We start from the raw sequence: 13,714 nt of genomic DNA on the forward strand, positions 1-13,714 counted from the left end.
CCTGGTGCTGATCGCGGCGGCCGTCGCCTGGCTGGGCGGTGTCCGGCGGCGCCCGGGGGCGGCAGAGCGGGCCCGGCGGCTGAGCACCGCGGGTCTTTTGATGGTGCTGCTGCTGTTCGGCGCCGGATTCATGGCGGTCGGCGGCGAGTGGTTCGCGATGTGGCAGTCGAAGTCCTGGAACGGGCTGGACGCGGCGACCCGCAACTTCATGGTGGCCGGCATCGCCCTGGTGGTCGTCCACCTGCCGAGCGGCGACTCACCTGCGGAATAGGCCGGGTGGCGACAGGGCGGGTGGCAACAGGGCGGCGCTTCCCGGCCAAGTCGCCAGGCGGGGCTCTCCGCCAGAAGCGGTCACCGGATACCGCAGAGAAGGTGCATAATGCATGTGTAGCCCTTCGCGCGTCCCCCGTCGCGAAGGGCTACACCTGCTTGCAACAGCCGCGCACCTTGGGCGCAGAAAGCGCGCAGGGCACAGCGACCACTCGAGCAAGGAACTCCCCTCGTGGCCCCTTGTTCGTGTTTTTTTGAGTTAACAGTGACGTAGATTGTTTCCGCAAGTCCGGGCGCGATCACGGAACAAGATGTTCCGGTTTATTGCCTCCGACCCTGGCCGACAGGCTCCCCGTCCGCCGGGCTCCTGTACCAAGGTCGGTTAAAGTACGGATCCGTTGACCGAATCGAACATCACGCATCGTCGGACAGCGCACGAGCGGCGGACGTGGACGTGGGGACCATGATGGACAACGGCGAAGAGCGCACGCCCGACCTGACGACGCTGCAGCAGAAGGTCGAGTACATGGTCGAGAAGACCTTCCCGGGGGAGAAGATCTCCGGCCGGGTCTTCGCCGATCTCGTCAAGGAACGGGGCGGCTCGCTCTCGCACAGCTATTTCTCCAACATCCTCGCCGGCAAGGTCACCAACCCTTCGGAGGAGATCCTCAAGGCGCTCGGGCTCGGCTTCGGTGTGGACTGGCGGTTCTTCAAGGACGAGTCCGAAGTGGTCGACGACGTGGTGGCCGGGCTCCAGTTCCTCGCGAAGCGGCGCACCGGGGAGATCAGCGGTCTGGCAGGCCGTGGGCTCGACGACGACGGACTCGACCCGGAGCTGCTCCAGTTCGTCCTCTCGCTCCTGGAGGACAACAAGGAGAGCAAGGACGACAGGGGCGGCAAGGACGGACGGGCCGGCGGTACCGAAGCCGCCCCCGGCGGACAGTCGCGGTAGCCGACGGCCCCGGTGACGGACAGTCCCGGTAGCGGGACAGCCCCGGTGACGGACGGTCCCGGTGGCCGGCACCGCGTGTTCATGACGATTGGCTAAGATCGCAGATCGCCTGTCACACACGCGTGACTACGATCAAGAGGTCTCCATGTCCATGCGCGAGCTGCGGAAAGAGTGCGAAGCCGGACTGGCGGATCTGCCGATCCCGGCCCCGTTCAGCATCCCGGGTCTCGTGGCGAACATGGAAGAGGCCCGGGGCCGCACCATCGTGCTGCACGAACTGCCCGACCGGCTCGCCCGCGTGAACGCCGCCTGCGGCCTCCGGCTCAAGTCGGGCGGCACCAGCTTCGTGCTGTACCGCAGACGCCCCACCGCGTACCAGACGCAGCACGTCATCCTGCACGAGCTGTGCCACGAGTGGTTCGACCACGGTACGACCCTCGACTCGGACCAACTGCGCCAGCTGCTCCCCGTGTTCAACACGTCGCTGATCAAGAGGGTCCTCACCTCCGACGAGCCGTCCGCGCGCCCGGCACCGACGGAAGACCCCGCGCCCGGCGTGCCGGAGCCCGACGGTCTGCCGTCCGCGGTCACCGAGGCCATCCGCAGCGGGGGCCCCGTCCAGGCACGCGCCCAGTACGACACCCACGACGAGCGGATCGCCGAGTTCGGCGCCTCGCTCATCCCCCGCATGGCCCGCGACGTGACGAGCGACGACATGGTGGGGCGGCTCGCCAACTCCCTCTCCCGGCCCGTGGCACACCGGCGACGCGGCTTCTTCCGCCGCTCGTAGCCGTCCTGCCCCCTTCCCGTCTCCCGTCCTGCCCCCGTCCCGTCCCGTCCCCGAGGAACTGCCCGTGACCGCGCTTGACCTTGCCGGCTATCTCATAGCCGGCCTGATGACTGCCGTCGCCCTGTGGCGCATGCCCGCGGCCCTCTGGGGCGACGAGGAGGACAGACGCAGACGCGCCCTGTGGGGCTGCTACGCCGGCTTCGCCCTCGCCCTGTGGACCAAGACGAAGGTCGTGCGGATCGGGCTCAACAACAGCCCCGTCATCGACCTCGCCGTACTGATCAAGCACTACACCGCGACGGTCGCGATCCTCGCGATCCTCAGCTACATCGTCGCCATCTACGGGCACTTCCCGGAGGGCGGGGTCATCCCCCGGCACGTACGGTTCGCCCGGCTCATCCAGCAGGTGGCGGCCAAGGCGTCCGTCGCCACGCTGATCCTGCTGACCGTGCTCTTCTTCACCGTGGTCGACCGCTCGTACGCCTCGGACCGGTTCGTCTCCGACCACGCCGGGCAGTGGGGCGCCACGCTCTACATGAGCGTCTTCTACCTGTACTTGGGGGCCGCGTCCGCCGTCTGCGCCTACCAGTGGGCGCTCGCCACCGCCGGGGCCGAGGCCCGCCATCTGCGCATCGGCCTCGGCATGATGACGTTCGCGATGTTCATCGGCGTCGGCTACACCGTCAGCCGGACCCTGTTCCTGTGGATCAGTGTCGTCGACCGGCCGAGCCCGGCCTTCGCCCTTAAGTTCGACGAGATCACCGAGGCGGCCCAGGTCGTCCTGTTCGCGTTCTTCGCACTCGGCGCCTCCATCCCCGCGTTCAGCAAGGGGTGGCGACGGGTGCGGCTGTGGCGGGCGCAGGCCCGGCTGCATCCGCTGTGGCGGGAGCTGATGACGGCCTTCCCCGACCAGCCCTTCGAACCCCCGGCCTCCCTCCCCCGTGAACTGACCCGCTTCGGCACTCCGGCGGACCTGCGGATCGACCGCTGGGCGGCGGACATCGCGGACGCCGTCGAGAAGCTCCGCCACTACGTGCCGGACGGGCTCCTCCCCGCCGCCAAGCGGGCCGCCTCCGACAACAGCCCGCGGCCGGAGAACGCCGGGCCGCTGGCCGAGGCGTACTGGATCAAGGCCGCACTCGCCGCCAAGGCCGACGGCGCCACCGCGGGTGATGCCGCGGCCGTCGAGACCAAGCACGCCACCGACCAGGACGGCGAAGTCGCCTGGCTGGTCAGGGTGGCCGCCGCCTATCGGACCGTCAGCGGCGATCGCGCCCGCGGCGTCCTCGACTCCCTGGAGAAGACCGCGTGAGCGACACCCTGACCGAGGCCGAAGGCCGCACGACGGCCACGGCCCGCACCATCACCGACGTGCTGCAGCCGCGCAACGTCCTGCTCGCCGGGATGCTCGGAATCGGGCTCGCCGCGGCCGGCGAGTGGACCGGGCTGCTGTGGGGGCTGCTCGGCGCGCTGTGCGCGGGGCTCGTCCCGGCCGGGTACATCGAGTGGGAGCGCAAGCGCGGCACCTGGGGCGACCGGCACGTCGTCGACCGCACCAAGCGTGCGCCGATCTTCTTCGTCATCCTCGGCTCGATCGGCGCCGGTTCGGTCGTCATGGTGCTCGGCCACGCCCCGACCGGCATCCTGGCGGCGATGCTCGCCCTGTGGGTGATGACGATCTTCCTGCTCGCCGTCAACACGGTCTGGAAGATCTCGGTGGACGCCGCCGTCGCCTCGGCGGTGGTCGCGCTGCTCGCCGTGGTCCACTCCCCGTGGTGGCTGCTCGCGTACGTGATCACCGTCGCGGTGTGCTGGTCGCGGGTGGCGCTGGGCTACCACACGGCCATGCAGACCGTGGCGGGCGGCGCCCTCGGCGCGGCTACCTCGGCCGCGTTCCTCTTCGTCTGACGTCGGAGCGGCCCCACCACATCTGACGGTGCCTCAGTTGAGCCCGCGCCGGGCGTAACGGCCCGGCGCGGTGCCCACCACCCGCTTGAAGTGGCGCGTCAGGTGGGACTGGTCGTAGAAGCCGGTGGCGCGAGCCACCTCACTCGGTGGCCGCCCCTCCAGGAGCAGCCCACGGGCGCGGTCGACCCGACGGGCCGTCAGATACTGATGGGGCGCGATCCCGAACTCCGCGGTGAAGGCACGCACCAGATGCGTGGGGTGGGCGTGCACCAGTCCGGCCGCCTCCTCAAGGGTGACGCCGTCGACGACCCGGGCGTCCAGGAGCTCGCGCAGGCTCCGCGCGATCGAGCCGCCAGGGGCGGGCGTGCCGCCCTCGAACCGGGGGCTCAGATGGCCGCGCAGCCGCTCGGCGATGAGCGCGAGCCTGCTCTCGGCCTCCAGTTCCTCGCCCCGGTGGGCAAGGGCCGTGTGCAGCTGGCCGACCCGGCGCCGCAGTACGGAGTCCACGAGATCGGGGCCGTCCACCGCGGGGGCGATGAGGCTGTCGTCGAGCTGGGCCCGGTCCAGGTAGACCACACGCTTGCGGAAGCCGCCGGCGGTGGCCGGGGAGCCGTTGTGCGGCACGTCCGGCGGCAGCAGGGTCACCACGTGTCCCGGGGTGCCGTGTTCCTGGCGGTCCAGGTCGTAGCGGACCGCGCCGTCGTCCACGATCAGAAGCGTCCAGCTGTCATGGACGTGCATCGGGTAGGAGTGCTCGGTGAACCGGGCGTGGAAGACCTCCACGACGCCGGCGACCCGGGGGCGCCAGGCGGAGATCTCCTGTTCAGCGGTCATGCAAGGAACGTACAAGACCGGACGGGGCGAGGCCCGGCAGTCTCATTCCATGACATCAGAGAGCGCCCCCGTACGTTTCGACACCAAGATCGCGGTGCTGCTCCGCGACGACCTCCAGACCTGGCAGCGCCTCAATGTGACGGCCTTCCTGGTCAGCGGTCTCGGCACCGAGCTGCCCGAGACGATCGGCGAACCGTACGCCGATGCCGACGGCACCGGCTATCTCCCCCTGTTCCGCCAGCCGGTCCTCGTCTTCGAGGGGAGCAAGGAGGTGCTGAAGTCGGCCCACTCCCGTGTCCTCGGCCGCGACCTGCCGCGTGCGGTGTTCATCGGCGACATGTTCAGCACGGGTCACGACGAGGACAACCGGGCCGCCGTTCGTGCCGTCCACGGCGCCGATCTCGATCTGGTCGGACTCGCGGTCTACGGGCCCCGCAACGCGGTCGACAAGGTCCTCAAGGGAGCGCGCATGCACCCCTGACCGGGGGCGCTCGCATCAGAGGGTCGGAGAGGCCGGAGAGGTCGGGGAGGCCGGAGAGGTCGGGGAGGCCGGAGAGGCCGGAGAGGTCGGGGAGGCCGGAGAGGTCGGGGAGGTCAAGGGAAGCGCACGGTCACGGTGAGGCCGCCGTCCGGGTTCGCCGCGGCCGTGGCCCCGCCCCCGTGGGCGCGCGCGATCGACGCGACGAGCGCGAGGCCGAGCCCGGCGCCCTCGCCGGGGGCGTGCCGGCGTTCGTTGAGGCGGCGGAACGGTTCGAAGAGGTCCGCCACCGCGTCCTGCGGCACGAGTGGCCCGGTGTTCGTGATCCGGAGCGTACGGTCGGCCGCCACCAGAGTCAGGTGAACGCTGCCGCCGCGGTGGTTGTAGCGGAGCGCGTTGCCGATGAGGTTGCGGATCAGATGGGTGAGCAGCACCGGATCGCCCTCGACCGGGAGCGGCTCCAGGGCGGTGGTGAGGGCGATGCCGCGTTGGCCCGCCTCTTCGTGGTGCTCCCCGGCTACCGCGGTCACACTGGCGTCGAGCGCCACCGGTTCGCGGTGTTCCAGGCCCTGGTCGGACGCGGCGAGCAGAAGCAGCGACTCGATCAAGTGCTCGCTGCTGTCGGCCACTTGGAGGAGCTCGTCGCGGATCCATCTGATCCGCTCCGGGTCGGGGTCGACGAGTCCGATCTCGGCGGCGGCCCGCTGTACGGCGAGCGGGGTGCGCAGTTCGTGCGCCGCATTGGCAGCGAACCGCCTTTGGGCGCCCACGAGTTGCTCGATGCGGCCCAGCATCTGGTCGAAGGTGTCGGCGAGTTGCTTGAGTTCGCCGGGCGGGCCCTTGAGGTCGATGCGCTGGTGGAGGTTCTCGCCGGACAGCTTGCGTGCGGTGGCGGTGATGAGGCCGACCGGGCGCAGCACCCGGCCCGCCATCCACCAGGCGAGCACGACCGAGAGCACGGCGAACACGGCGAGGGCGATGCCGGAGACGGTCAGCAGGCGGTTGAGGGTGGTGGCCGCGATGACCTGGACGACCTGAGTCCTGGCGTACTTGCCCGCCCGCTCGGAGGGCACGAGGTCGCGGGGCGGAGTGGCCGAGGAGTGCGGCACGGCCTGCCCGCCGGGCACGACCCCGGTGACCGCGCTCCCGATGCGGTTGTCCAGGCCGTACTGGACGCACACGTAGATCACGCCGACCAGAACGCAGCCGGCGAGCAGGAGCAGTCCGCCGTACAGGGCGGTCAGACGGGCCCGTTCGGTGGCGGGCACGAGTCGGCGGATCATCGCTCGGCCCGCCGGGCGTCGTCCGGGGTGCGCGCGATGCGGTAGCCGGCGCCGGGGACGGTCTCGATGACCGGGGGGTCACCGAGTTTGGCTCGCAGCCTGCTGAGGGCGACCCGTACCGGATTGGTGTCGTATCCCGCGTGCTCCTCCCACACCTGCTCGATCAGGTCCTCGCCGCTGACGACCCCGCCGTCGGCCCGCATCAGGGTTTCCAGGACGGCGAACTCCTTCCGGGTCAGGGCCAGTTGATCGCCGTGGCGGCGGGCCTGGCGGCGTGCGGTGTCGAGGACGATGCCGGCGCGCTCGATGACCGGGGGCAGCGCGGGCCGGGCGCGGCGGCCGAGCGCGAGGACGCGGGCCAGGAGTTCGTCGTACGCGAAAGGCTTGGTGAGGTAGTCGTCGGCGCCGAGCCCGAGGCCCTCCACCCGGTCGCGTACGGCACCCGAGGCGGTGAGCATGAGCACCCGGGTGAGCAGTCCGTCGGCCACCACCTTGCGGCACACCTCGTCGCCGTGCAGGCCGGGCAGGTCGCGGTCGAGGACGAGGACGTCGTAGTCGCCGAGCTGCAGCTTGCGCAGTCCGCTCAGGCCGTCCAGGGCCACGTCCACGGCGATGGCATCGCGGCGCAGGCCCTCGGCGATCATCGTGGCCAGGAACGCCTCGTCTTCGACTACCAGTACGCGCATGCCTCCTGTCTACCGGAAACGGACCTTTCGTCGCTGTTACGCGGGCCGGCGCCCGATCCGTGGACCTGCGCCCGGAGGCCGTGGACCTTCGCCCGAGGGCCGTAAGGGAAATGAAACAGCGGGTTCCTGGACGCTCTCCTCGGCCGCGCTTCGGCGGCCGGTCGCGCGCCGCCGTGCCGCGTCCACGCATGTCCGCGAGGAGAGAAACGATGAGGAACCACTGGCTCACCCTGGTCCTGGCATCCGGGATGGCGGGGCTCGCGCTGTTCGCCACCGGCTGCTCCGGCTCGTCGGGAGGGGACTCGGGGAAGGACACGGGCACCTCCGGCAGCGGCTCGGGCGGGGATGCGTCCGGCGCCGACAAGGCGCAGGCGCTGCGCGGCTGCCTGCGCAAGCACGGCATGGACGTGCCCGACCTCAAGCCGGGCGAGAACCCGAACGCCCAGGTGCTCTCACCGCCGCAGGGCACCTCGACGGACAAGTGGAACCAGGCGCTCAACGCGTGCGGATCGGGTGTCCAGGGCGGCGGCGGCTCCGGCGCTCCGGACCCCAAGCAGCAGGACCAGGCCGTCAAGATCGCCCAGTGTCTGCGGGGCAAGGGCTTCGACATGCCCGACCCGAAGGTCGAGGGCAACCACAGCAGCGGCTTCAAGATCCCTTCGGGGGCCGACCCCGACAAGTTCATGAAGGCCCTCAACGAGTGCGCCGCATGAGGCCCCGGACCATGATCGCGGCGGTGGTGACGGTGGCGGCCGTCGCGGGCGGCGGGGTCGCCGTCACCGGACTGGCCCAGCCCGACTCCGAGGGCTCCGCGAAACAGCAGACCGGGCTCCCGACCGCCACGGCCCCCATCGAGCAGGGCGATCTGGTGAGCAGCACCAGCGTCGACGGCACGCTCGGCTACTCCCGCGAGAGCAAGCTCAACGCGGGCGCGGCCGGCACCCTCACCTGGATCGCGGGCGGCGGTTCGAACGTCAAGCGGGACGGCAGGCTGTACGCGGTCGACGGCAAGGACGTACGCCTGATGTACGGGACCGAGCCGATGTACCGGGTGCTGAAGAGCGGCGACGAGGGCACCGACGTACGGCAGTTGAAGGCGAACCTGAGGGCACTCGGTTACGGGGACGGACTCGCCGACGACGAGAAGTTCACGCCCGGCACCGCCGATGCGGTCAAGCGCTGGCAGAAGGCGCACGGCCTGACGCGGAGCGGGCAGGTGGGCCCCGAGCAGATCGCGTTCGCCACCGGCCCGGTACGGGTGCAGAGCGCGGACGCCGCGGTCGGTGACCGCGCCGCGCCCGGCCAGAAGCTCATGACGACCACCAGCGCGGACCGGGTCGTACAGCTCCAGCTGAAGGTGTCCGACGCGGCGCTCGCGAAGGACGGCGCCAAGGTACGGGTCGAGCTGCCCGACGGCACCGGCACGTCCGGAACGGTGTCGGCGGTCGGCGCGACGGCGAAGGCGGGCGACGACCCCAACGACAAGACGCCCCGGATCGCCGTGACCGTCACCTTCGACGACCCGGGCAAGGTCAAGGGGATCGACAAGTCCCCCGCGACCGTGAAGCTCAGCGGCGAGACCCGCAAGAACGTCTTGAGCGTGCCGGTCGGGGCGCTGCTGGCACTCGACGACGGGTCGTTCGGCGTGCAGGTGGTGGAGAACGGCAGGGCGCGCGAGGTCAAGGTGGAGCTCGGCATGTTCGCACAGGGCCGCGTCGAGATATCCGGTGCCGGGCTGCGCTCGGGTCTGCGGGTCGGGGTGCCCTCGACATGAGCACTGCCACACCCACCGAACGGCCTGGAGTCGAGCCGCCCGTCGTCGCGCTGGCCGGGGTCACCAAGGAGTATCCGGGCGGGGTCGCCGCGCTGCGCGGGGTGGACCTCGTCGTCGAGCGGGGTGAGCTCCTCGCGATCGTCGGCCCTTCCGGCTCGGGCAAGTCCACCCTGCTGCACATCGTCGGCACCCTCGATCTGCCGACCTCCGGCTCCGTCACCATCGCGGGGCACGACGCCGCCGCCCTCGGCGACCGCCGGCTCTCGGCACTGCGGGCCCAGCACATCGGGTTCGTGTTCCAGGCGTTCCACCTCGTGCCGGGCATGAGCGCCCAGGACAACGTGGCCGAGGGCCTCCTCTACTCCGGCCTGCCGCGCGGGGAGCGCCGCAGGCGGGCGGCCCGCGCCCTGGAGCGGGTCGGGCTCGGCGACCGCATGAAGCACCGGCCGCACGAGCTGTCCGGCGGGCAGAAGCAGCGGGTGGCCATCGCCCGCGCGGTGGTCGGCGAGCCCGACCTGCTGCTCGCGGACGAGCCCACGGGCGCGCTCGACTCGGCGTCCGGGGAGGCGGTGATGGAGCTCATCCACGAGCTGAACAGGGAGGGCGCGACCATCGCCGTGATCACCCACGACACGGAGATCGCCGCCCGGCTGCCGCGCCAGGTGCGCATCCTGGACGGCCGGGTGGTCGAGGACAGCGGTCCCCGGAGTCCGCTCGGTACGGATCTCGGCGCGCTCGGCGCGGCGGGGGACGGTCCGGCGACGGCACCGCTGCCCGGGGAGGTCCGATGAGCGGGCGGCCGGTGCTCAGGCCGGCCCGGCTCGGCCCGCGGGACGTCCTGCACACCGGTGCCGCGGGGATGCGCAGCCGCCCGCTGCGGGTGGTGCTTTCGGCGCTCGGCATCGCGATCGGCATCGCCACGATGATCGCGGTGGTGGGGATCTCGGCATCCAGCAAGGAGCAGTTGCTCCGCGAGCTCGACAAGCTCGGCACCAACATGCTGGTCGTGACCCCGGGCACGGACCTGCTGACCGGGAAGCCGGTGCCGATGGCGAAGGACGCGGCGGGACGGGTGGCGCGGATCTCGGGGGTGGAGCACGTCGGCGCCACGGGCTCGGTGCCCGCGACCGTACGGCGCTCGGAAAAGATCCCCGACACCATCACGGGCGGCATCCAGGTCCAGGCCGCCACCGACGAGCTCCTCACCACCCTGCGCGGCACGATGCGCAGCGGAACCTTCCTCAACTCCGCGACCGGGAAATACCCGTCGGTGGTCCTCGGCGACGTGGCGGCGGGGCGGCTCGGCATCACCTCGCCCGGCCAGCAGGTGTTCATCAACGGCCAGTACTTCACCGTCCTCGGCATCCTCGACCCGCTGCCGCTGGCGCCCGACATCGCCCGCTCGGCCCTGGTCGGCTGGGACGTGGCGACGGGCCGGCTCGGATTCGACGGCCGTCCCACGGCCGTCTACGAACGCTCCGCCGATGCCTCCGTCGACCGGGTCCACGATCTGATCCCGCGTACCGTCTCGCCCGAGACCCCGCGCGACGTCGGCGTCAGCGACCCCTCCGCCGGCCTCCAGGCGAAGGCCGCCACCGAGGGCGCGTTCAGCAGCCTGCTGCTCGGGCTCGGCGGGGTGGCTCTTCTGGTCGGCGGGGTCGGGGTCGCGAACACCATGATCATCTCGGTTCTGGAACGGCGTTACGAGATCGGCCTGCGCCGGTCCATCGGGGCGACCCGCGGCCAGATCAGAGGCCAGTTCGTCACCGAGTCGCTGCTCCTGTCGGGGCTCGGCGGGGCCGCGGGCATCGTGCTCGGAGCGGCGGCGACCGCGGTGTACTCGGTGTCGAGCGGCATCCCCTGGGTGATTCCGGCGTGGGCGGTCGCGGGCGGCTTCGGTGCGACGCTGGTGATCGGTACGGTCGCCGGGCTCTACCCGGCGGTCCGCGCCTCGCGCCTGTCCCCCACCCTCGCGCTGCACTCCGCCTGAGCGCGGCGCCCGCACGGGCCGGCCCCGGATCGATGGATTCGGGGCCGGCCCGCGTGTGCGTTCGCCGTCCGGAGCGTCCGTGAGGTATCCGACACTCGACACACCGGTCCCACTGGAATGCACGCGCCCCTCAGCTGGTTGTCCCCGCGTAGGCCGGGGTGGTACCGGCCCGGGGGACGCACACGGAGAACGGAATACACAGCCATGGGTGAGTTGATCCTCGTACGTCACGGGGAGACCGAATGGTCGCGCTCGGGACAGCACACGAGCTACACCGACCTGCCGCTCACGGCACACGGCGAAGAGCAGGCCCGCGCGGTCGCACCGCTGCTCGCCGACCGGTCCATCGGCCTCGCCCTGGTCAGCCCGCTCCAACGAGCCCTGCACACCGCCGAGTTGGCAGGAATCAAGAACGCCCGGATCACCCCTGATCTCCACGAGTGGGACTACGGCGGCTACGAGGGCATCACCACGGACGAGATCCACCGCACCCGCCCCGACTGGGACCTGTGGACCGACGGCGTGGCACCCGGCCCGGCGGAGCACCCCGGCGAGAGCCCGGCCGAGGTCGGCGCACGGGCCGACCGGGTGCTGGCCGAGGCGGACGCGGCCCTGCGCGCGGGCGACGACGACGTCGTCCTCATCGCGCACTCCCACTTCCTGCGCGCCCTGACGGCCCGCTATCTGGGCCTGCCCGCTTCCGGGGGCGCGCTGTTCGTCCTCGACACGGGCGCACTCGCCCGGCTCGGCCGCGAACACGGCCGCCCGGTGCTCACCGCGTGGAACTCGGTGGCCGAGCCCACCGCGCACTGAACGCGTCGAGGCCGACACAACTGGGCGTCTATAGATCTCGACGCCGGCCCACGCCGACCGGCTCGGCTCGGCGTCGGACGCGCAACTGGGCGCCGGCGCCATTCGGCCTCGGCGTCGGCCCTTGTCAGGCCGGCGCGACCGCCTCGTGGGCCCTGCGCAGCGCCAGGGCCGCGAGGGCCTCGGGCGCTCCGGCCTGGCCGCGGATGCCGGGAAAGGCGTTGATGTCCACGATCAACGGCCCGCCCCGCCGCGTCGCTATGACGTCCACGCCATAGACGTCGAGACGGAAGACCTCCCCGACCTTCACCACCAACTCGTCCCATCCCAGCGGGAGTTGACCGTGAGAGAGCGGCCGGGTTGGGCCACGGCCCCGGGGGGACAGCTCCGAGCGGCGCAGCGCCGCGAAGACCGTCCCGTCGACCACCCAGAGCTTGTGGTCGTCCCCGTCGTTCTCCGCGAACTCCTGTGTCACCACGGGCTCGTCGGCCCAGACCGCGGCCAACTCGGCCAGCTGCCCCCGGTTGTCGACCCGGGCCACCAGGTCGTGTCGCCGACTGTGCCGGCTCTTCACCACCAGCGGCCCGGCCGGGCCCGGGCCGGCCACGAGCTCGGCCAGCGAAGCGTGGCTGCGGGTCGCCGAGAACGGCAGCCCCGCCTCCCGGGCCCGCTCCGCCATGGCCGTACGGTCCTGGCACAGAGCCGTCGCCTCCGCCGAATTGATCACCGGGGCGCCCCGGGACTCCAACTCACGGGCCAGCGCGAGAGCACGCGGCGTACGCGACTTGAGCAGGTAGACGTCCGCCGGCCGCTCCAGGGTGTCGGGGCTCGCCGTCTCCGGATGGACCGCCACGACCCGGTGTTCGCGCCGAAGGAGTCGTGCGGTGGCGGCGAGCAGCGGATGGTCCGGCTCCGGCGTGATGAGCCCGACCGTGGTCGTGCCGCTCACCGGCCGTCGACCGCTGCCGAGGACGGCACGGGCTGGGCCCCCGCGGCCGGTACGCCACCGAACGACCGCTCCGGTATGCGCCCCCCGCCGGATACACCCGTAGCGCCCGAGACGAACGCCGCCGCGGCGACCGCACTTCCCGTACGGGCCAGTTCGAGCACCGCGCGGGCCACCTTCGCGGCCGCGTCCGGGACCTGCCGGAAGCTCGGGAAGTCGTTCACATCGACGACCACCGGCCCGTCGGGGCCGAGCAGCACATCGACGCCGTACAGGTCGAGACCGTAGACCGCGCCCACCTGGTCGACGATGGCGGCCACCTCGGCGGGCAGCGGGACGTGCCGCTCGTGCGCGCCCTGGTCGGGGTGGAGCGGCGAGCGGCGCTCGGTGGCGTACAACTCGCCTCCCACGCAGTACACCTTGAGGTCGATGCCCGAGTTGGGGACGTAGGGCTGCGCGATGAGCATGCCCTCCCCCGCCAGGACGGGCAGCATCGCGGCCAGCCGCTCCGGCGACCGCACGAGGTGCACGGCCCGGCCGGAGCTTCCGTCGGCGGGCTTCACCACCAGCGGGAATTCGGACTCGGGTATCTCGATGAGCAGTTCGGGCCGGGCGGCCGCGTAGGTCATCGGCACCGGCAGGCCCCGGCTGCGTCCGATGGCCGACGCGAGCGCCTTGTCCCGCACTCCGCGGATGGACCGTACGTCGTTGACGGTGGTCAGACCGACGGCTGCGGCGGCCTCCAGGAGCGGGAGCCCCGGGCCACCTGAGACCGTCTTGAGCACCCAGGCGTCATGGCTGCCGGCGCGGACCGCCTCGGACATCCGCAGCAGGGACCCGCCGGGCCGCACCACGTCGACCTGGTGCCCCCAGGACTTGAGTTGGCGGATCACCTCGACGGGCATGCCGTCATGGCGGTAGTGCTCTTCCACCAGGAAGCAGAGCCTCATCGACCTTCCCCGTAATGCCCGGACGTCCGCCGATCCCGTCCGG

General features: G+C 71.6%; 16 protein-coding genes. 11 read left to right on the forward strand and 5 right to left on the reverse strand.

Going from position 1 to position 13,714, the window contains the following annotated elements; genetic code table 11:
• The 5 genes from IE267_RS39535 to IE267_RS10620 all read left to right on the forward strand — a co-directional run.
• Positions 1 to 271, forward strand: a 271-nt coding sequence (locus IE267_RS39535; protein ID WP_229860945.1) for a DUF2165 family protein, incomplete at its 5' end; no start/stop codon positions are given.
• 465 nt (positions 272 to 736) lie between these two features.
• Complete coding sequence (locus IE267_RS10605; protein ID WP_189763039.1) at positions 737 to 1,222, forward strand: hypothetical protein; 486 nt, start codon at positions 737 to 739, stop codon at positions 1,220 to 1,222.
• Positions 1,223 to 1,367: 145 nt separating this feature from the next.
• The gene (locus IE267_RS10610; protein ID WP_189762943.1) at positions 1,368 to 2,012 is read left to right on the forward strand and encodes a toxin; all 645 of its coding nucleotides are present in this window, start codon (positions 1,368 to 1,370) and stop codon (positions 2,010 to 2,012) included.
• A gap of 64 nt (positions 2,013 to 2,076) precedes the next feature.
• Positions 2,077 to 3,324 carry an MAB_1171c family putative transporter gene (locus IE267_RS10615; protein WP_167160490.1) on the forward strand — a complete coding sequence of 416 codons (1,248 nt, stop codon included), beginning with the start codon at positions 2,077 to 2,079 and terminating at the stop codon, positions 3,322 to 3,324.
• The gene (locus tag IE267_RS10620; protein WP_189762944.1) at positions 3,321 to 3,920 is read left to right on the forward strand and encodes a phosphatase PAP2 family protein; all 600 of its coding nucleotides are present in this window, start codon (positions 3,321 to 3,323) and stop codon (positions 3,918 to 3,920) included. The genes IE267_RS10615 and IE267_RS10620 overlap by 4 nt, the downstream gene beginning before the upstream one ends.
• A gap of 33 nt (positions 3,921 to 3,953) precedes the next feature.
• On the opposite strand, the gene IE267_RS10625 is transcribed toward IE267_RS10620, so the two are convergent.
• Positions 3,954 to 4,754 (reverse strand): helix-turn-helix transcriptional regulator, encoded by an 801-nt coding sequence (locus IE267_RS10625; protein ID WP_189762945.1) that lies wholly within the window; start codon positions 4,752 to 4,754, stop codon positions 3,954 to 3,956.
• A gap of 49 nt (positions 4,755 to 4,803) precedes the next feature.
• Between IE267_RS10625 and IE267_RS10630 the strand changes: the two genes are divergently transcribed.
• On the forward strand, positions 4,804 to 5,235 hold the full coding sequence (locus IE267_RS10630) for a DUF2000 domain-containing protein (protein ID WP_189762946.1): 432 nt from the start codon (positions 4,804 to 4,806) through the stop codon (positions 5,233 to 5,235).
• Between the two features lie 113 nt (positions 5,236 to 5,348).
• On the opposite strand, the gene IE267_RS10635 is transcribed toward IE267_RS10630, so the two are convergent.
• Both IE267_RS10635 and IE267_RS10640 read right to left on the reverse strand, forming a co-directional pair.
• Positions 5,349 to 6,500 (reverse strand): sensor histidine kinase, encoded by a 1,152-nt coding sequence (locus IE267_RS10635; RefSeq protein WP_229860947.1) that lies wholly within the window; start codon positions 6,498 to 6,500, stop codon positions 5,349 to 5,351.
• 11 nt (positions 6,501 to 6,511) lie between these two features.
• The gene (locus IE267_RS10640; protein WP_189762948.1) at positions 6,512 to 7,201 is read right to left on the reverse strand and encodes a response regulator transcription factor; all 690 of its coding nucleotides are present in this window, start codon (positions 7,199 to 7,201) and stop codon (positions 6,512 to 6,514) included.
• 209 nt (positions 7,202 to 7,410) lie between these two features.
• Between IE267_RS10640 and IE267_RS10645 the strand changes: the two genes are divergently transcribed.
• The 5 genes from IE267_RS10645 (at position 7,411) to IE267_RS10665 (ending at position 11,778) form a co-directional block, all read left to right on the forward strand.
• Positions 7,411 to 7,914 carry a hypothetical protein gene (locus tag IE267_RS10645; protein ID WP_189762949.1) on the forward strand — a complete coding sequence of 168 codons (504 nt, stop codon included), beginning with the start codon at positions 7,411 to 7,413 and terminating at the stop codon, positions 7,912 to 7,914.
• The gene (locus IE267_RS10650) at positions 7,911 to 8,975 is read left to right on the forward strand and encodes a peptidoglycan-binding protein (protein ID WP_189762950.1); all 1,065 of its coding nucleotides are present in this window, start codon (positions 7,911 to 7,913) and stop codon (positions 8,973 to 8,975) included. The genes IE267_RS10645 and IE267_RS10650 overlap by 4 nt, the downstream gene beginning before the upstream one ends.
• The gene (locus IE267_RS10655; RefSeq protein ID WP_189762951.1) at positions 8,972 to 9,766 is read left to right on the forward strand and encodes an ABC transporter ATP-binding protein; all 795 of its coding nucleotides are present in this window, start codon (positions 8,972 to 8,974) and stop codon (positions 9,764 to 9,766) included. Before IE267_RS10650 ends, IE267_RS10655 begins: the two co-directional genes overlap by 4 nt.
• Positions 9,763 to 10,965, forward strand: a complete 1,203-nt coding sequence (locus IE267_RS10660; RefSeq protein ID WP_167160472.1) for an ABC transporter permease — start codon at positions 9,763 to 9,765, stop codon at positions 10,963 to 10,965. The genes IE267_RS10655 and IE267_RS10660 overlap by 4 nt, the downstream gene beginning before the upstream one ends.
• A gap of 204 nt (positions 10,966 to 11,169) precedes the next feature.
• A complete protein-coding gene (locus tag IE267_RS10665; protein ID WP_189762952.1) occupies positions 11,170 to 11,778 on the forward strand; it encodes a histidine phosphatase family protein in 609 nt (202 codons plus the stop codon).
• A gap of 124 nt (positions 11,779 to 11,902) precedes the next feature.
• Here the strand turns inward: IE267_RS10665 and IE267_RS10670 are convergent, their stop codons facing one another.
• A complete protein-coding gene (locus IE267_RS10670; RefSeq protein ID WP_189762953.1) occupies positions 11,903 to 12,724 on the reverse strand; it encodes an ATP-grasp domain-containing protein in 822 nt (273 codons plus the stop codon).
• Positions 12,721 to 13,671, reverse strand: coding sequence for an ATP-grasp domain-containing protein (locus IE267_RS10675; RefSeq protein WP_189762954.1), 951 nt, complete (start codon positions 13,669 to 13,671; stop codon positions 12,721 to 12,723). The genes IE267_RS10670 and IE267_RS10675 overlap by 4 nt, the downstream gene beginning before the upstream one ends.
• Positions 13,672 to 13,714: the final 43 nt, after the last annotated feature.

Origin of the sequence: Streptomyces xanthochromogenes (assembly GCF_014650455.1) — a bacterium.
Classification (GTDB): domain Bacteria; phylum Actinomycetota; class Actinomycetes; order Streptomycetales; family Streptomycetaceae; genus Streptomyces; species Streptomyces xanthochromogenes.